This window comes from Alloprevotella sp. oral taxon 473 str. F0040, from assembly GCF_000318095.2.
Taxonomy (GTDB): Bacteria; Bacteroidota; Bacteroidia; order Bacteroidales; family Bacteroidaceae; genus Alloprevotella.
The window spans coordinates 25,705-45,256 of record NZ_KB290710.1; the positions used below are offsets into that span (position 1 = coordinate 25,705).

Consider the following 19,552-nt stretch of genomic DNA (forward strand, 5'->3'; position numbering starts at 1 on the left):
GGTCTGCGACCCTCTGACGTCTAATCTCTAACATCCTATATCCATTGCTACTCCTCGGAGTGCTCAGTTTCGGCAGTTGTCAGAAAGCAGAACTTGATGCACCTTTGGAAGACTACGACAAACTCTTTCCTTTCAAGGGAGCTGAGCGACCACGGATTTCTTATGAAGACCAAAATCTTCGTTTGGGAGATCCCGATGCGCCCATCAGTGCTTTTGTCTATCCTGGAGTAAAGATCGCGGAAGATGTGCGTACTTATCGTGTCACCTTGACTTGTAGCTACAAAGAAATCACTTTCGGTGGTACGCTAGTGGGCAAAGATGAAGTGAACAGTCGCTATGTGGTGCGCTATGTTGGGGCAGACCAGCAGTTGCATACGATAGCTACCTCAGTACGTGACACTACGGCTGAGACACATCTGACCAATAGTCGTGAACACCGTGTGACTTTCTTGGCAAAGTCGGGCCATCCAATGTATTTGTTGGTCAATGGTGTCGGTCCTTTCGGATCTTCCATCAAAGCCACCATATCCGCCGTTTCTGAAGATGGCTTCACCATCGTGCGTCCTTTGGAGGTGCAGGAACACCAAAACGAGGAAGGTGTCGGTAAAATCAAGCATCCTTTCTGTGGCTACATCATTTTGCCTTAAGCAGTCGCAGATGTTCGCTGCGCTTCTGGGCACTGATGGACATTTTCTCCAATCGAAGGTGAGATTTCTCAAGCCTAATGTGTGACTGTTCAGACCTAGTTTCTAGCGTCTACTCTCTAACGTCTAAAATGCCCGAGCCACTCTGTGGCGAGCAAAAACGGGTCCGCGACCCTCTAATGTCTAATCTCTAATGTCTAACGTCTATTCTCTTCTCCCCCTCCTATTGCTTGGCCTCTTTTCGCTGCAAAGTTGTGATACGACTTCCGATGAAGTGGTGGAGACGTCCTATATCTATCCCCCCGTGCCCGATCCCACTTTCAGTTTCAAGCGCAACGAGGCGAGCAGTGTGGACATCCTCGAATGCCAGTTGGTCAAACAGCCTTTGGACTACGTTTATTCGAGTTTTTTAGTGGAGGCCAATCTCATGTACCCTGCCAACATGGCGCGCATGAAGGGCTATTTTAATGAAGGAGAATTTGGCTGGTCGCCTAGAAACATCCTTTGTCGTTCGGCACTTCACGCAGCAGACAGCTCGAAAGTCTTGAGCGATGTGGAGCAAATCTTCACTACGACTGGAAAACTCAGTGGACTCGGTACGAAGAGCCCAAGCACCACGCGCAATCAACGTGCAGAGAAGGGCAAAGGTGGCTTTGTCGGTTATAGTATTGGTGATGTCAATCTGTGCTTTGCCGATGATCGTGGTGTAGTAGTGGCTGAGATGTTTCAAGAACTCGTGCGCGGCGCGGCCTTTCTCGACCAAATCCTCAATGTGCACCTTGATGAGGCGGTGTTGCTCAACGAACAGCTGCGCAATGACCACGAAAATGGTAAACTCCTCCCAGGGCGCAACTACACTGCGCTCGAACACCATTGGGACTTAGCTTGGGGTTACTATCAGTTTTGGTTGCCTTTGGTGGAGAACTCCGAGATTTCAGCCCTAAAGAAGAGTCGCATCACTCTGTATCGTGCCTTTGCGCTTGGACGTCAAGCCTTGACGGAATATCGATATACCGATGCACTGGAGCAAATGCGCATCGTACGTGCTGAACTTTCCAAGGTGGCTGCTGCCAATGCCCTACATTTGCTCACGGGCACGCGCACTTTGAGCAATCTGCAAGAAGAACCTGCCCATGCTCTGCCATTCTTGGGACAAGCACTTGGCGCAATCTATGCCTTGCAGTTCACACGCAATGCCGAGGGAAAACCGTATTTCACCTATGATGAGGTGAAGGCACTCATTGCCGCTCTTACTGCCGAGGGAGGAATGTGGGAGCGCGAGCGACTACTGGGCACCGATGCACAAGAAGGTATGCTTTTTCAGGTGGCAAAACAGATTAAGGCGCGATATGGCTTGAAGTAAGTGCCTGTCCACTCTCCGTCAATCCGGATAGGAGCAGGCTAGTTACTTTTGCTTTCGCCCACATATACATTTAAAATCTCACGTCTTGACGATATGACGCAACGATTATACTCACTTTTAGTACTGATTCTGTGTGGATTTTCCCTACAAACCTTTGCTCAGTTGGGACAAAACATTCTGCCCAATGGCGGTTTTGAATCCTACAGAACAGCCCCTATCGACGTTTCTTCCACACGTGCTGCGACGACTGCGGAAGTATCTGAAAATGATAATGAAAATCCCGATGATGGTTCGGAAGAGGAAAATCCTCCCGCGGACTTTGACCCTTATCTAAAGCCACAGTTCTGGTACATTAACGCTTCGCTCTTTCCCCAACGTACGAAAGATGCGCATGGCGGTGAGTATGCCATGAAGTTTTATCCGAATGGTGGGTCTTTCTTCTCGCGTGATGCGGAGTTCAATCCCTATCACCTGCGCGTGAAAGGTGGAGCTACCTATCGCCTCACATACTGGTATAAAGGTCAGCATGCGAAAAATAATGTCATAGCCACCATCGACTGGTTGCAAGGGAGCAGACAATTAAAGAAAGATGAGCGCAAAGCAGCTGCCGACCTCGCTACGAACATCTCTGAAACTTGGCAAAAGAGAGAACTTGTGTTTGAGGCTCCTCGCCAAGCAGATCATGCAGGGGTGGGATTTTACCTAGAGTATGACGGTGAAGCCCAAGCTAACGGCGGATTTATCCAAATGGACGACATCAGTCTTGTGATGATTGCTGAACCCTCATCGAGCAATACACTACAACCTCCCACGGATCTCAAAGCAAAAGCCCAACAGCGAGAAATTGCCTTGTCGTGGTTGCCTGTGGCTCAAGCTGGGGTGCAATATGAAGTGCGCGTGAATGGTGAGCTAAAAGCCACTACCAGCGAAACGCAGTGCTTTTTGTCTCGCTTGAACTACAACACGAGCTATGAGATTACAGTGAATACACGTGTGGGGGTCGAAACATCTGAGAAAGCAGCGCGAATCGCAGTGAGAACTCAGCCCCTAGATCGAGGAGTCAACGATCAAACTCGAATCCCTCAGCTTTATAGCATTCGCGAAAATGGCACTTGTCCTCGTCGTCTGCCACTCTATTGGCGTGATTTGGCTGAGGTCTCTGCTCAAATCACTTACGAAATTGATGATCAGGTGGTGCAACCTGATGGAGATTTCCTTGTTTTCCCCTCAGCAGGCGAACATGTGCTGCGTGTTGTGGTGGTAGAATCACCCGAACGTGAGTGGACACTGGAATATGTGGTGCAAGTGGACTAAATGTCCTCGATTTATTCTTACATCCAATCAGAATTCTCTTTTAGAAAATGCGATATTTTTCTCTTCCCTCTCAGCACATGCTGTCGAAACTTTCCCTTCTGTGGGGAGTAATGCTCTGTTGCTTCCTAGTCTTTGTGGCTTGCGATGACACGAGCGTGCCTTCTTCTCCTATTCGAGTGGGAGCCACTGATGCCGACTCTTTGAGCATTTCGCCTCAAGCCACAAGAATCGTCTTGCTCAGTGGTGGAACTGGCAAATATGCTGCCTATGTGGCGGATGGCACTTTGGCTAAAGTCGCGATCAATGAGGACACACTCCGCATCACAGGCCAACTCACGGGTAAGACGTTCGCCACCATCCATTCGGGTGATGAGATACGTCGCATCGCGCTCCATGTAGAGGATCGCGAAGTGAGCGTGAGCCATCAAGAAGTAAGGCTGTTTCCACGTGATGAAAGTCGCTTTATCAGCGTAAATGGAGGTGGTAAGTTTGCAGACCTCGAAGTCTTAGATCCTGAAGGCGCGATTTCAACCAAGTGGAATGCAAAGACGAACATCTTGGAGATTGATGCGCGTTACGAAGGGGAGGCACAAGTGAAAATAGTTCCTCCAGTGGGCAAACCCACTTTACTGAAAGTGGTGGTGCGCTGTGAGGGAGAGGTGAATCGACCTGGCATTTACGGCACGACTTCTCGCAGTATTTTCCGCCAAATGAACACCCTCTCTGTGGTGCATCGCAAAGGTGTGGGCGTGTGGCTCAACAATAATGCGCAACCTTATGGAGCTTTGCGCTCGCTTCAGGTGACCCCTGCCATTGTTAATCCCAAAGTGGGAGAGCATCTCACACTCAATTATACCATGCGCTATCCCGATGAGTTTCGCAATAGCGGACTCACCGAAGGACAGCACACGCTCATCGTGGAAGAAGTGCGCCAACGATATGTGGTACTTCGCGGACAAGGCCACAAACTCGTCCTGCCTTTTGAAGTGCGCTAACGTGGCTTCATTGTGAATGCTATATAGAAGCTCTCCATCACTGGAGAGCCTTGTGGAAAACTTTCAAGACATCAATATCAATTCAATAAATAAACTATCAACTACATGCAAATTTCTACGCTTTTCCGTGGCTGTGCTTTGGCAGCCGTTGCTTTGGTATCTGCTGCTACCTTCGCACAGAAGTCGGTGACCACCACCAAGACTGGCGAACTCTCTTCACTGATTCCTGGTGCTGATCGCTATAAGACTAAGAACCTCACCGTGGCAGGTCCTCTTAATGGCGAAGACCTCAAGCTTGTGCGTGAGATGTGTGGCCGCGACTACTCTGGTGCTGAATCAGAGGGCGTGACTGCTACCCTCGATCTCTCAAAGGCACTCATCAAACAAGAAGCAGGTAAGAACTATTTCAATGAAAAAGTTGGTTTCTACTCACGTTACTATGCTCCCAGTGCTGACAACGAAATCGGTGTGAAGCTCTTCTATCGCTGCGAGTCCCTCAAGAAAGTGATTCTTCCTGAGAATACCACTGTTATTTCTGGTAATGCTTTCCAAAGTTCTGGTCTTACAGAAGTGGTGATTCCTAACACAGTGAAGATCATCCGCCAATATGCGTTTGCAAATACAAAGCTTAAAGAGGTGACTCTCCCTGAATCTTTGTCCGATCTCGAGAATAAGGTGTTTGACAACTGCGCGAATCTCACCACAGTGGTCTTCACAGGAACAACTCCTCCTAACAATGTCCCTGCTGAGTTGTTTAATAAGTGTCCCAAGCTCTCCAAGATTATCGTACCTGCTGAGGCTTTAGAGGCTTATAAAGCTGCCTTTGAAGGTAAAATTAAGCCTGAAACAGCCATCGTAACTGGTGTGAAAACTGTAACGCTCTCTAACGGTGTGAATGAAGTGGCACGCTTTGACCTCCAAGGTCGCCGTTTATCTGCTCCTGTGCAAGGTGTGAATGTGGTGCGCTACTCCAACGGTACTACCGTGAAAGTACTCGTTCCCTAAGCATTTCTCTGCTGTTCGCTCATAGCGGGTGGCAGTAAACAAACAAAAAAACGCCATCTGGACTCTTCTGAGTCCAGATGGCATTTTCTTTTATTGGGAGGAATGTGACATAATGCTTGTCACCTCTTGGGAGTTTGTGGGAATGGGCTTAGCCAATCACGCCACGCACGCGGTCGTCAAATGCAGAGAGGGCTGCCTTAGCACCTTCGCCGATGGCAACAACAATCTGCTTGTAAGGCACGTCTGTGCAGTCACCAGCACCATATACGCCAGGCACTGAAGTGCGGCAGGTGCGATCGACTTGGATTTCACGACGAGGAGAGAGCTCCAGTTCTTCAGCAAAGGCTTGCGTGTTGGGAGCAAGACCGATTTGCACGAAGATACCATCGAGTTCAATCTCACGTTCTTCTTCTGTAGTGCGATTTTTTACACGGATGCCTGTCACCTTCTGACTGTCGCCGAGCACAGCAGTGGTTTGTGCCATAGTGAAAATTTCCACATTCTCCGTGGCGCGTGCCTTATCTTGGAGCACATTGTCAGCGAGGAGCTTATCGGCAAATTCCAAAACAGTGACGTGGCTGCAAATACCTGCTAAGTCGAGGGCTGCTTCGATGCCAGAGTTACCACCACCAATCACAGCTACACGCTTGCCTTTGTAGAAAGGCCCATCGCAGTGAGGGCAGAAGTGTACACCTCGGCCGAGATAGTCGGCTTCGCCTTCCACACCAAGTTTGCGCCAACCTGCACCCGTGGCGATGATGACAGCAGGAGCAATGAAGACTTCTCCACCCTTTACACTGATTTCTTTGGTGCATCTGTGGAGCGATGCGCTTTCAATCTTGCGGTTCTCAAACACGTCAATGGGATATGCACCAATGTGCTTACCGAGGTTGGCTGCAAGTTCGGCACCTGTGGTCTGAGGCACAGAGATAAGATTCTCGATGCCTACAGTGTCTTTGACTTGTCCACCAATGCGTTCGGCAACGATGGCAACATTCAAGCCTTTACGCGCGGAATAGATGGCTGCAGCACTACCAGCAGGGCCACCACCGACTACGAGTACGTCGTAGTTGCGACGGATAGCTTCAAGATTTGCTGTTTCGGTGCCAAATTTTTCTTCGAGTTCGTCCAAGAGACCCGCCATTTCGCCACGACCGCCATGGACCAATTTGCCTTCGTGCATCACCGCAGGTACACCTTGCAAGTGGAGGGCGTCAGCTTCAGCTTGGAAGAGTGCGCCATCGACAATCTCGTGTGTGAAGTTGTCGTGGAGCAAAGCCATGACATTGAGGGCTTGCACTACGTCTGGACAGTTGGTGCAAGAGAGTGATACGTAGGTGGTGAGGTGAATAGGCCCTTTGAGGGCTTTGATGCGACGGGCAATGGCTTCGTCGGGGAGTGTCTTTCCTTTACCATCTGCGTTGTACACTGCGAGGAGGAGAGAGGTAAACTCGTGTCCTCCAGGGATGCAACGGAAAACGATACCAGTGTCCTTACCATCTTTGGCAAGCACCATGCGAAGAGTGCCAGGTGTTTCTACTACTTCTAGGGTGAGATGATCAGAAGTAGAAGCAAATTCGGTGAGAAATTGCTTAAACTCCTCATAGCTCTCATGAGAAGAATCAGCTTCGAGGCGAAGGGTATATTGGGATTCCAATGCAGCAAACACTTGTTTGACTTGCTGGAGAAGGCTTTGTTCGATCATAATATCTGGTAGTGTAAGGTAATAATATAGGTGAAAATAGAAAAAGGGTGCGGCATCCAAAAAGTTCAAGCCCTGAACAATGCCGCACCCATCAATGAAAACCTATTAACGTATGGATCTCTATATTAGATTTTGCCTACAAGGTCGATGCTGGGTTTAAGAGTTTCAGCATCTTTCTTCCACTTCGCAGGGCAAACTTCTCCATCGTGGCTAGCCACATAGAGAGCTGCTTCAACCTTGCGAACGAGTTCTTCAGCGTTACGGCCGATGCTGTTGTCTTGGATTTCGGCAACCTTGATCAAACCTTCGGGGTTTACCAAGAAAGTGCCGCGATATGCCAAACCATCCTCTTCGTTGAGAACACCGAAACCGCGAGAAATCACGCCAGTGTGGTCAGCGAGCATAGGATACTTGATCTTCTTGATGCTATCAGAAGCGTCGTGCCAAGCCTTGTGGGTGAAGTGAGTGTCAGTGCTTACTGAGTACACTTCTACGCCCATTTCTTGGAGCTTGCTGTATTGTTCAGCGAGGTCAACGAGTTCTGTGGGGCAAACGAAAGTGAAGTCGGCAGGGTAGAAGAAGAAGATGTTCCACTTGCCAGCGAGATCTGCGCTGCTAACGGTCTTGAACTCGCCATTGTGGTAGGCTTCTACCTTAAATTCGGGTGCTTGTGCGTTGATGATGGGTTGCATATTATAGATATTTATGTTCGTAGTTGTTGAGATAATTTCTTGGGCAATCTCTGTGGCCGAGTGTTTATCTCTGACAACTGAGTTTATGCCTCTGAAATAGTTAGTTATGTCTGTGTTGGCTAATGGCCATCGTCGCTAAGTTATTCCCCCATGAGGTGGAACTTTCTTTTTGACGATGCAAAAGTACGTACTATATTTTAGCCAACAAACAGATGGGATTTATCACAATATAGATGAAAACTATAGATGTGGTTTAAGTTGTTGTAAAATAAGTGATTAGGGTGGTTTTATCTTGTGCTTGCGCTAGCCAACTTCTGAACCAGGGAGTACATTCTTCTCAGGGCAAATCACAGCGAGTGTGCCATCGGCATTGAGCGCTGAGAGAATCATGCCCTCACTGGTGAGTCCATTCTTAAAGGTGCGAGGTGCGAGGTTGGCAATGAAGCAAACTTGTTTACCCACTAATTGTTCTGGTTCGTAGTGTTGAGCGATTCCAGAAACGATGACGCGATTCTCGAGTCCATCTGCGATGTCGAAACGAAGGAGCTTCTTCATCTTGGGCACGCGTTCGCAAGCGGTGACAGTGCCGACACGGATGTCCAACTTCTCAAAGTCTTCAAAAGCAATCGTAGGTTTGATGTCGTTGGCGCGATGGTTCTCTTGCTCATTCTGCTTTTTGATGGCAGCGAGTTTGTCGAGTTGCGCTTGAATGGTTTCGTCTTCGATTTTTTCAAAGAGCAATTCAGGCTTGGGAAGGGTGGTTCCTGCTGCGAGAAGGTCAGTCTGTCCAAGTTGGTCCCAAGCGAGTTGAGGATTGGCCAGCATTTCGCGCAATTTCGCAGAACTATTGGGCAAGAAAGGTTCGAAGGCTATGGCAAGATTGGCCACTAGTTGGAGGGAAACGTAGAGAATCGTTTTCACGCGCTCAGGATCGGTCTTGATAACCTTCCAAGGTTCGGCATCAGCGAGGTACTTATTACCGATGCGCGCCAAGTTCATCGCCTCCTTTTGGGCATCGCGGAAGCGGAATGTGTCGAGCAGACGCTCCACTTCAGTTTTCACACCGCGGAACTCTTCGATGGTGGCAAGGTCGCTCTCTGTGAGTTCGCCACAGCTAGGCACGACACCTTCGTAGTACTTCTGCGTGAGTTGGAGCGCGCGGTTCACGAAGTTACCGTAGACCGCCACAAGTTCGTTGTTATTGCGCGCTTGGAAGTCCGCCCAAGTGAAGTTGTTATCCTTGGTTTCGGGAGCATTAGCTGTGAGCACATAGCGCAGCACGTCTTGTTTACCAGGGAAATCTTGGAGATATTCGTGCAACCACACCGCCCAGTTGCGAGAAGTGGAAATCTTGTCGTCTTCCAAATTGAGGAACTCATTAGAAGGCACGTTGTCGGGAAGGATGAATGAGCCTTCCGCCTTGAGCATTGCAGGGAATACGATGCAGTGGAACACGATGTTGTCCTTGCCAATGAAGTGGAGGAGTCGGGTGTCTTCCGATTTCCACCATTTTTCCCAAGAGTCGGGGAGGAGTTCTTTAGTGTTGGAGATGTAGCCGATGGGAGCATCAAACCATACATAGAGCACCTTTCCTTCTGCACCCTCCACAGGAACAGGGATACCCCAATCGAGGTCGCGGCTCACGGCACGAGGTTGCAAGCCCATGTCTAGCCAGCTCTTGCACTGTCCGCTCACGTTAGGACGCCACTCGCTGTGACCACCAATCCAAGGGCCGAGCCACTCTTGGTGTTTGTCGAGGGGAAGATACCAGTGCTTTGTCTTGCGCAATACGGGTTTAGAACCCGAAACTTTGGATTCGGGATTGATCAACTCTGTGGGAGAAAGGTCTTTACCACATTTTTCGCACTGGTCGCCATAGGCATGCGGATTGTGGCAGTGAGGACATTCGCCAGTGATGTAGCGGTCTGCGAGGAAGGTTTTCGCTTCTTCGTCGTAGTATTGTTCAGATTCGCGTTCCAAAAACTCACCCTTATCATAGAGCTTTCGGAAGAAATCGGAAGCCACTTTCTTATGGGTGTCGCTGGTGGTGCGAGAATAGACGTCGAATGAGATGCCGAAGTCTTCAAAAGACTGCTTGATGAGATAGTGGTAGCGGTCGACTACCTCCTGAACGGTGCAACCTTCTTTGCGGGCACGGATGGTCACGGGCACACCATGCTCATCAGAACCGCAGACAAAGAGGACTTCTTGCTTGCGCAAACGGAGGTAGCGCACATAGATGTCGGAAGGAACGTAAACACCGGCCAAGTGACCGATGTGCACACCGCCGTTTGCATAGGGAAGGGCGGCAGTGACGAGAGTTCTATTGAATGTCTTGTTATTCATTGTCAAGTATATTTGCTACAAAGTTACGCATTTCTCAGGCAATAGGAATAGGATTGTCCCGAGAATTTATGTGGGAACATTTATGGTTCATCACTCCCAATGTCCGATGAACCACATTTATCTCCCAGCAGAGAGGCACGAGGAATGCTGTGCTTTCGCTAATGGCTAAGTCTTGCTTTTACAAATGGCTGTGTAAGTCGTGGCCTAGCGGCTGTAGGAGAACTCATAGAAAAGGGATTCTCCAACTTGCATGTTGAAGAATCCCTAGTGAGAAATTTCGCAGTGAGCTTACTTGCGCACCAAACGGGGCTGGATGAACTCGGTGACGATACCGCTAAACGAACCGCGGTCGGGAGTCTTTGTGTTGAAGCGTGCGAAAAGATAAGAGCCCCAGTTGCGGGTGTCATCTAGTTTTTCGTGTTGCTTGAACTCCAATTGTCCATCTGCACCTACACGCAGATCGAGCAAATCTCGAGTACCCATGATGTAGGTTTGAGATTTCTTGTTGTAGCTGTCCACAGCAAGTGCACTTTGGATGTATAGCGTAGCTCCAGTTTTGGGATCTTTTTCTTCGCGGAGTATCTTACCATTGGATAGGGTGAAGCCCTTTCCTGGAGCGAATTCAACCTCCCATTTGTAGATGTTGTCAACGATGAAATAGGCTCTTGTAGAAGAGATGGGGACAATTTCTACTTGGTTGGTAGTTTCCACCATGTCGTCACCTTTCAGGTGCAACGCATGTTGGGTGTACTTGCCTGCAACGTCAGAGATAGAGGCTTGCACAAACACGATGGAGTCTTTCAGTCCCAGAGCTTCAGCCTTGATGAAGGCAGTGCGAGGACGAAGCGTTTTGTTGGCCGTCAGTTGCACTTGAAGTTGGTTGCCTTCGTGCACCACCGTGAGCCAGTCTGCAGTGGAGGAATATTTTACATCCACGTTGGAGGTCACGGGAATGCTAGTCTTGTAAGTCTCGTCGCCACCATAATAGGCTGATTCTTGCGGAAGACCAAAATTGACTCCTTCCTGCATGATGTTGATGTTGGTGGAGTCGCCACGCTCATTTTTAAGCACCAAGAGCGTGTTGCGAGACTGAGGCGTGTTGTTGAAAGAGGTGCTGAGCTTTATCGTTTTATCTACTGTAGTGACCTTGAGCCAGTCGTTAAGTGCATAGGCCTTTGCAGGCGATTTGGCCACAACGACTTGTTTTTCTCCTCCAAGCACAGAGAAGAAGGTCTCGGCTTTGAGCACCTCAACAGCTGGAGCTGGGATGTCCAAATTCTCGTCAGATGAGCACCCTACTGAGAAACCCAGCAGCGCAACGAACGAGAGAAAGAGCATTATATGTTTCATATCGAAGTAGAATGATGTGAAGAGTAGTAGCGACTACTCAGGTGGATGATGTCAGTGTGTTACACTGTGCAAGTAGCTTTACTGCTTGACGGGAGAAACATCGCGGATGTTGGCAATGAGGATAGGCACCACAGGGTTACCCTTCTCGTCCAGCATGGGTTGCTGTTGATAGTTGATACCAATACCCATGAAGGCATCTATCTTACCTTGTGTGGTTTCGTCATATTCCACATCGGCTTTGTTCTGATCAGGGTTCCATTTGAAGGTTACTCCAATCTCAGGCTCTTGAACCAAAGTTCCTGTTTTAATAATACCAGGAGTGAGGAGAATACCTCCAGGGTATTTACCAGACTTGTCCGCAAGAATCTGTCCACCTGGCAATTTTATGGTACCGACTGCAGGATCGTAAACCATGTTGAGTGGGCCATAAGTCTGACCATTGAAGGTGAGATTGGCTTCAAACAAATCGGGTTGTCGTTCGCTATATTTGAGGATGTGGAGCACCACAGGGAAGCGACGTGTATTAACGGCTTTGCTCAGGCTGAAGGCATTACAGTTGAGTCGCCAGTCACCGATCCATTCATCACGCTTGCGATAGCTCTTTGGAATGATAAGACCGAGGCTAAGTTCGTCGTTGACGAAAGACTTGCTCTCCTTTTGCCAGGTGAAAGACGTATATTTCTTACCTTTCAGCGTAACGGGACGAAGTAGTTCTATACCGTTAGGAGCGAAAGTGAACGGAGCATCGTAGCTGTAGTTGTCGATTGTGAACGAAAGGCGACGGAGCTGCGGATTGAGTGTAGCCTGTGTCAAAGTGTCTTGGCCCAATTGTAGAGCGAAGAACTGAGTGGTGAGCTGCTCTTGGAGATTGTAGATGTTGGTGATATAGCTTTTCCAGTCAGTGGTCTCAGGCAAGCGAATAAGCTCCATATCATTTTTCCACTTCTTGCCACGCAAACGGATAGTGTCGTTGGAGGTGGAAAGTACCATGAACTCATAGTCACCTTCGATGCCACGCGCGCCGCTACCTTCCCACACGCGAGAGAATTGGTGAAGGGCTTCGTTGTAGCTATCGAAAGAAAGGACAACGCCTTGGTCTTTGGCGATAGAGTAGGCCGCAGTGGTGGTTTTATCAGGATCATAATCACTGAGAACCGTGGCATGACCTTTGGTAAACTTCATGAGAATGCTATAGGCAGGGCCAGAGTAGCCTTGACCTGCGTAGTAGCGAAGCAACCAACCATTTGGGGAGGATTCAAGAACTTGCTGAGTTTGCTGAGCTGCAGTTTCTATGCGCTCGATTGCAGACTGTTCGAAAACGGTGGTGTTCTCGTGCAAGCACGATTGCCACGTGAGTGTAGCACAAAGCAAAAGCAGAGAGGATAGATATTTTCGCATGTGGCAATTAGTTGAGTTGGTTTAAGTCGAGAGAGGACACTTGGTGTGTGCGACGGAGCACAGCATCACGGAGTTGGTCAATGTCAATGTTCCACGAGTTTTTGAGATAACCGCGGAGAATATCGAGTTTTTGCTCAATGATGGCACGTCCTGATTTGCCTGCCTTGTTGAGCTTCTCTTCCCACTTTTGAGGAGTCGTAGTGATGTAGTAAGACTGCAACTCGGCAATGTCTTCACCAGGATTCTCCATGGAGTAGGGGCTGATGAAACCTGCGCGCAAGGCTTCTGGATCTTTCTTACGAATCCACTCTGATCCCAAATAGTCGGCCTTGCTGATTTGGTCGTAAGCCACGGGGTAAGGCTTCTTCTGATTGAGAATGTGGGTAAATTCGTGGTGAATGGTGTGGAAGTAGTATTCCGTGAGTTGGTCTTGATTTTCTAAGATGGTCTGATCCAAATCATTCACGCGATAGACGCGCACGGTGTATCCACCTTCTGCACTAGCTGCAGTCTGAAGACCTTGTGCGTTGATACCAGGTGAACCAATGGCGATGATGGTGCGAGGAGCATTGGCTTTGACAAAGTCAACTCCAGCCACCTCTGCATAAGCATCGAGCCAAAGATATTTGAATATGATGGCGAGCTTCGTCGCTTTTGCACTATCAGCAGGGCTCACGTTGTAGTTCGTCTCTGTGTCGATGTCGCGCAAGCGATAGGCAAAACGAATGTTGTAAGGGTTGGCATAGTTCTGCACTAACCACTTGTCGAAAGCATTGCGCTCTACTTGGGTGTTAGGAAAGATGGATGGCCCTTTGGGAGCATCATCGGAACAAGCTGCCACGGTGCAACCACCACCAATGAGTACGGCCACCAAAAGACTACTGTAAATATAGGAGAGTTTCATGTGGATGTGTCGTTGAAGTATGAAATATATCAGCGTGGATTAGCTTGCAAACCGGCTGTGATAACATCTTGAGGCAACTGTATGGCCTGGCGTGGGTCGTCGGTCTTCATGCTGTCGGTGACTTCGATGATGCGATTCTCGACACTCACACGGCGACGATAGATGGTCATGCCATAGCGTTTCACATCTTGCATGCGGAGGCCTTCGTGAATGGTGACCAAACGGCGAAGGTGAAGGATGCACTGCAAGAGGGGTTCTTGCGTGGTGGCTTCGATGGTGAAATCCGTGTGCAACTGCTTCTTCACTGTGGGTTGAGAAGGAGTGTAGTAGCGCAGAGCATTGTAGAAAGACTGGATGCCTTTGAGGGTGAGAGTGCGAGTGGCTTCTGTAGATTTTGCTTCGCTGCGGATGAACACCTTGAGCAAGGTGTTGATGTCAGCCACAGCTTCTTCATAACGTCCCAAAAGGGCTTTTGCTTCAGCACGAACAAGGAGTGTCTCATCTGCATTGAACACAGAGAACTGCGCATAGGGTACGCCAGTCTTAGCTTGTGGGTCGTATTGGTCGAGCTTCAAAGGAATTTTGCCTAAAGCTACTTTAGACACATTGCTTCCACTGGTCACCATATAGTTCAAGACTGTGCCACCTTCTCCCCAAGGGCCTTTAGACTCTAAGGTCTCGGAAGAAGAGAGGAGCTTGCCATGAGCATATTTGCTACCAATGCCTACAGGACGAGACACATACCCCCACATGCTCATACCTGTGAAGAGGAGCAAGTTGGTGTTTTTAGAACTCTTAATGTAGTCGTTGGGTTGTACCTGATCGTTGGCACCTAGTTTGCGCCATTGTTCCCAGTCGCGGAGCATAGGAGTAGCATCCGTGCCAAGCACAGCATCAGCGTGGGCAATCGCTTTCTCGTATTGACGAGCATAGAGATAGAAACGTGCTGCAAAAGCGTGTGCTGCTGCAGGTGTGAAGTGATACTTAGGTTGAGCGTAATTGTTGTTACTGATCAACTCCATGCCTTCGGTCAAATCCTTCTCGATGTTGCTGTAGAGTTGTGCCAAGGTGCCACGTTGGTAGGTGGCGCGTGGGTCATTTTCTACGGCATAAGGATAGGGCAGTCCCAACTCCTTCTCTGCAGTGTTGGGGTTGTAGGCACGGCAGAATACATTGGCAAGTTGGAACATGGCATAAGCGCGACAAATCTTTGCTTCGCCCAACTGACCTTGGTAGGCATCTTGATTGGATTGTTTCTCGATGAACTCTATAGCTGCGTTGGCTGTAGAGATAGCAGAGTAGCTGGCATTCCAGAGTTTTTGGGGCACATCGGGCACACCCGTTTCGGTGATATCAGCCCAACCATAGGCTTGTTCTTGGAAGCGATCGAGCGACGACCATGTTTCATTGACTTGCTCATCGGTGTTGTCCGAATACATCTCGAGCAGGTAAGCAGGATAAGCATCAGGATAGGCAGAGGCCACGAGCTTGCTTACATCAGATGGAGTGCGCAACTCCATGCGATTATCGGGATATTTGTTGAGGAAGTCGTTGCAGGCAGTCATGAAGCCGACTGCTGCAAGGAGGAATATGCTGAGTTTAATCTTCTTCATTGGAAGTAGCGATTATAGATCTACTAAGTAGAAATTAGAGACCAACTTTGAGAGTGAGAGTGAACTGCTTGGGGAGCGGTGAAGACACACCACCCGCATTGAAGAATTCAGGGTCTTGTCCGTTGAGCTTCTTGTCGGCATAGAGCAAGAAGAGGTTGGTGGCCTGAAGTTTCACAGAAATGGTGCGCACGGCCTTGCCCTTGAGCAGTTGTGCAGGGAGATCGTAGGTGAGTGACACCTCTTTCAATCGAACGAAATCACCCTTAGCTATGCGTGCCGAACTGTAGTTGTAGGCATTGTAGGCATAGCGCAAGTTGGTGTGTGTGGCATATTGGCGGTAGCTCAAGAAGCCAGGCACATTGGTTTTCTTCTCATCTCCTGCCTTGACCCAACGATTGAGGAAGGTGTGAGTCATAGAGGCGAGGTCGTTGTATCGAGCGCGGAACTTAGGATCGAGGCGCACGACATTGCCGAAAGAATAGGTGAGGAAAACGTTGAGGTGGAAATTCTTGTAAGAGAATACGTTGCCCAACGAGCCCGTGTATTTAGGATCGGTAGGCCCTTCATACTTCAAGTAGTCCGTGTTGGTACGTTCCTGGAAGTTGATGTCGTCTGTGGTCACTTGTCCCTTTTCGTTCATCACCATGGGCACACCTTCGTCGTTGATGCCCACGAAGGGGATGCTGAAGAGTGCACGAGCGGGATAGCCACGCTTGGGGAAACCAGTACCGCTCACAAGGGAAATCACATTACCACTGTTGAAGAGTTTCGTGATTTCAGTGTTGGTGTAGGAGTAAACGAAGCTAGTGCTCCAAGAGAAATCCTTCTTTTTGATGTTGGTGGAAGAGATGCTAAGCTCCATACCATTAGAGCGCATCTCAGCCACGTTAGCAGCACGTTCCACTTCTCCGCCGAGACCTTGGGTTACCATGATACCCATTTCGTCGAAGTTGTTACGGCTATAAACGTCGAAAGTCACACCAATGCGGTTTTGCCACAAACCAGCATCGAAACCGAGGTTAAACTCGTTTTTCTTTTCGTAGGTCAAAGTGTGGTTACCCACTTGTGAGATGCCGATGACGGGTTCTCTGTCCTCACCATAGATGCGGAAGGGGTTGCCTGCACGGAATACCGTGGTTGAGCTGCTGTAAGAAGGATCGGGGGGAGTACCGGTCAAACTATAAGAAGCACGAAGGGTGAAACGAGAGAGTGGACGGAGGCGATAGAAGAAACCTTCTTCGTGGAGGTTCCAAGCACCAGAAAGGTTCCAAGTAGACATCCAACGAGCATTGCTGTTGCGTCCCATTTGGTTAGACCCTTCATAGCGATACGTACCGTTGAAGACATAGCGACCCCGATAAGAGTAGCTCATGTTGGTGTAGAAAGCCACCGAACGCCAGTTGGTATTGGTGAGAGAGTAGTAGTTCTTGCTGTCTTCGATGCCCTTCTTCAGATATTGGTAGATATAGAAAGGCACTTCGCCAGAGTTGTATTGCATACCCCATCCTTCAAAGCCAGTGCGTGTGCGTTGGAGGTCAGTTGCTTCAGCACCACCAAAGAGGTTGATGGTGTGTTTCTGGTCAAAGGTGTGGGTGTAGGTCGCAGTGGTGCGGAAGTCGTAGTTGCTCATGCGGTTTTCGTTCTTGTGATAAACACCACCGATGGGCAAAACGGTCATAGGGAGATCATAGGGATGATCAGGGTCGCGATAAAGATAGCGGTTGCTATTGCGGATGATGGAGTTAGGCATCGCACGATAGGTCAATGCCTGGTTGGAGTTCTCCATAATTTTGTGCTCTTGTGAGGTGGCAGCATATTTGAATGCACCGAGAGCCGCAAGTTCTAAGCCCTTGATAGGCTTGTATTTCAACTCAAATTGGAACTTTGCATCGAGCACATTAAGGTCGATGTAGTTGTTGTCCAGTTCGTTGAAAATATTGAAAGGCGCATAGTTCGCCACATAGTATGTGTGGGGATCAAGCACACGAGAAGTGTTGAGCGCGTAAGAGTAAGGGTTGATGTCAAAGTCACGTTTCACTTCACCATCCACCACGTCTACATCCTGTCCAAGCGTACCGGGAGCGCGTTGTTTGCGGTAAGAAGCACCACCAATCACATTGAACGAAAGGTTTTCAAGGAGTTGCTGTGTGACGTTGAAGTTGGCAGTGTAACGATTCACATCGCTCTGCTTGTACCAACCTGGATCGAGCATAGCACTCATTGAGGCGTAGTAATTAGACTTCTCCGTACCACCGCTCAAGCTCACAGAGTGGTTTTGCATGATGGCGTTAGAGAAGAGATGCTTGAACCAGTTGGTATTGCGAAATTCAGCCTGACGTAAGTAAGCATTGCGAGCCTCTTCCGTGTTGGCAAGGGCAAACTGGCCAGTCTTCGGATTGAAAGTGTTGATCAATTTATACATGTGACCATAAACTCCGTAGTCACTACCATTGAGGACTTCGGAGAAATTGAGCCAACCGCGATCGTGAAGTTCGCGATAGATGCTCATTTGGTCTTGTGAATTGAGAATATCGAAGTTGCTGTAAGAAGGGATGAGGCGTGTGGTAAATTCGCCCGTGTAGTTCACATGCGATTGTCCTTGCTTACCTTTCTTAGTGGTCACTACGATGACACCCGACATGGCGCGTGCACCATAGATAGAGGTGGCACTGCCGTCTTTCAAGATTTGGAAACTCTCGATGTCATCAGCGTTGAGGCCAGCGATAGCAGAGCTGATCAAGGTCTCGGCGTTACCCGAAGCCAAGTTGTCGGCATCTACATTGGCCACATCTTCCATGATGACACCATCGACCACCCAGAGAGGTTTAGAAGCACCAAAGATGGAGGTGGCACCACGCACACGGATTTTAGGAGCCGCACCAAAGGTGCCACTCACGTTTTGTACGGAGACACCAGCAGCGCGTCCTTCGAGCGAACGACTCACATCGGCTACACCGCTCAAACGAGCCGTAGCAGCGTCTACTTTATCAGCCGCACCTGTAAACATACGGCGGTCGGTCTTGGTGAGACCTGTAACGACGACCTCACCCAATGATTGCGCATCTTTGAGGGATATCTTCATGTCGGTCGCACCTTTGAGGGTTTGCGACTGCATGCCAAGGTAGCTAACAGTGACATTGAGATTTTTTCCCTTGATGGTCAGAGAGAATTTACCGTCTTCGTCAGTGGCGGTGAAGCTTCGTCCGCCATCGGCTGAGACACGTGCACCAAAGAGAGGTTGATTGTCTGAAGCAGCGATTACAACGCCCGAAACGCGTGTCTGTGCAAGTACGGCGCCAATGCACAGAAACAGGCCGAAGAGCATCAATGTGAGCCTTTTCTTCATAGAAAATGTGGGTAAATAACGAAATAGGGCGCGGTGGTTTTTTTCTCTTTGAGGTGATGGTAACATAAAGAAAAATGATAACTCCCAACGTGCCGATTGAATAAATATGAAATGATTGCGGGGCCAAAGATACCAATTTGTTTTGACTTTTTGGTGATTGCTTTACTAAAAGATGAAGTATCAGGCAGTTGAACTTCTATTTTATGATTTAGCTAGTTGGAATGCTTTTTTTGCTTTGCAATATCGTGGTTGAGTTATTGCTGCATTTTGGGTTTCATAGGGATGTTTTTTTGCGTGGTAATATGTATTTATGCATTGATACTTGGATGGTATTCTTGATTTTTCTTCTCAAGATGAAGGAGACATTAGCGTTTAGAGCGGTATGGGTAGGTATGCAATTACTTTAATTCGTAGGTTGGTCTGTAATTTGCATATATTTGTTTTATGAAACTCGAATGTGCTCTGCTAGAATTGAGATGCTACCCGTTATGTTAAGAAGTCTATTCTTGCCTCCCTCGCGCGTGCGTACGTGCGCGCACCCTGCAGTTTTGCACTTTTTGCTTTCACAACCTTCACCGTTTTCCGTGTAATCTATTTGTAATGAGTGGGTTATAACGTGTGCTTTAATATCCTTTTGGAATTCTGTAAGAAACTCTCCGAAATTGGTGGATAATGGTAGATTGTGAATGTCGAAAAATAGGTGTGATTTAGAAGAAATCTCGGTGCTTTTTTCTCCTCTCTTGGAGCAGTTTGCAAAAATGTCGGAGATATTCCGAGAATTCTCCGACATTTTACAGAATATCTCCTTGATTTTAAGCCAGAAAATGGAGACGTTTTACTAGTGAGTGTGAAGGTTGTGAAAGCAAAAAGTGCAAAA

13 protein-coding genes are annotated in these 19,552 nt (G+C 48.6%); 5 read left to right on the top strand and 8 right to left on the bottom strand.

The window, feature by feature from the left end; genetic code table 11:
* The first annotated feature begins 44 nt into the window (after nucleotides 1–44).
* From HMPREF9999_RS01760 to HMPREF9999_RS01780, 5 genes are all read left to right on the top strand, one after another.
* A complete protein-coding gene (locus tag HMPREF9999_RS01760; RefSeq protein WP_410488775.1) occupies nucleotides 45–647 on the top strand; it encodes a hypothetical protein in 603 nt (200 codons plus the stop codon).
* Between the two features lie 190 nt (nucleotides 648–837).
* Nucleotides 838–2,007, top strand: a complete 1,170-nt coding sequence (locus HMPREF9999_RS01765) for a DUF4856 domain-containing protein (protein WP_009436549.1) — start codon at nucleotides 838–840, stop codon at nucleotides 2,005–2,007.
* Between the two features lie 93 nt (nucleotides 2,008–2,100).
* The gene (locus HMPREF9999_RS01770) at nucleotides 2,101–3,321 is read left to right on the top strand and encodes a fibronectin type III domain-containing protein (RefSeq protein WP_009436550.1); all 1,221 of its coding nucleotides are present in this window, start codon (nucleotides 2,101–2,103) and stop codon (nucleotides 3,319–3,321) included.
* 77 nt (nucleotides 3,322–3,398) lie between these two features.
* Complete coding sequence (locus tag HMPREF9999_RS01775) at nucleotides 3,399–4,316, top strand: hypothetical protein (RefSeq protein WP_009436551.1); 918 nt, start codon at nucleotides 3,399–3,401, stop codon at nucleotides 4,314–4,316.
* A gap of 105 nt (nucleotides 4,317–4,421) precedes the next feature.
* On the top strand, nucleotides 4,422–5,321 hold the full coding sequence (locus HMPREF9999_RS01780) for a leucine-rich repeat domain-containing protein (RefSeq protein WP_009436552.1): 900 nt from the start codon (nucleotides 4,422–4,424) through the stop codon (nucleotides 5,319–5,321).
* A 148-nt stretch (nucleotides 5,322–5,469) separates the two neighbouring features.
* On the opposite strand, the gene ahpF is transcribed toward HMPREF9999_RS01780, so the two are convergent.
* From ahpF to HMPREF9999_RS01820, 8 genes are all read right to left on the bottom strand, one after another.
* Complete coding sequence (gene ahpF / locus HMPREF9999_RS01785; protein ID WP_009436553.1) at nucleotides 5,470–7,026, bottom strand: alkyl hydroperoxide reductase subunit F; 1,557 nt, start codon at nucleotides 7,024–7,026, stop codon at nucleotides 5,470–5,472.
* Between the two features lie 125 nt (nucleotides 7,027–7,151).
* On the bottom strand, nucleotides 7,152–7,718 hold the full coding sequence (gene ahpC, locus HMPREF9999_RS01790; RefSeq protein WP_009436554.1) for an alkyl hydroperoxide reductase subunit C: 567 nt from the start codon (nucleotides 7,716–7,718) through the stop codon (nucleotides 7,152–7,154).
* A gap of 303 nt (nucleotides 7,719–8,021) precedes the next feature.
* Nucleotides 8,022–10,064 carry a methionine--tRNA ligase gene (gene metG / locus HMPREF9999_RS01795; RefSeq protein ID WP_009436555.1) on the bottom strand — a complete coding sequence of 681 codons (2,043 nt, stop codon included), beginning with the start codon at nucleotides 10,062–10,064 and terminating at the stop codon, nucleotides 8,022–8,024.
* Nucleotides 10,065–10,352: 288 nt separating this feature from the next.
* Nucleotides 10,353–11,414, bottom strand: a complete 1,062-nt coding sequence (locus tag HMPREF9999_RS01800; protein ID WP_009436556.1) for a BACON domain-containing protein — start codon at nucleotides 11,412–11,414, stop codon at nucleotides 10,353–10,355.
* A gap of 78 nt (nucleotides 11,415–11,492) precedes the next feature.
* A complete protein-coding gene (locus HMPREF9999_RS01805; RefSeq protein ID WP_009436558.1) occupies nucleotides 11,493–12,812 on the bottom strand; it encodes a DUF4302 domain-containing protein in 1,320 nt (439 codons plus the stop codon).
* Nucleotides 12,813–12,819: 7 nt separating this feature from the next.
* Nucleotides 12,820–13,716 carry a putative zinc-binding metallopeptidase gene (locus HMPREF9999_RS01810; protein ID WP_009436559.1) on the bottom strand — a complete coding sequence of 299 codons (897 nt, stop codon included), beginning with the start codon at nucleotides 13,714–13,716 and terminating at the stop codon, nucleotides 12,820–12,822.
* 29 nt (nucleotides 13,717–13,745) lie between these two features.
* Entirely contained in the window at nucleotides 13,746–15,329 is a 1,584-nt protein-coding gene (locus tag HMPREF9999_RS01815; protein ID WP_009436560.1) for a RagB/SusD family nutrient uptake outer membrane protein, read from the bottom strand.
* Nucleotides 15,330–15,363: 34 nt separating this feature from the next.
* A complete protein-coding gene (locus HMPREF9999_RS01820; RefSeq protein WP_009436562.1) occupies nucleotides 15,364–18,675 on the bottom strand; it encodes a SusC/RagA family TonB-linked outer membrane protein in 3,312 nt (1,103 codons plus the stop codon).
* Between the last annotated feature and the right edge of the window lie 877 nt (nucleotides 18,676–19,552).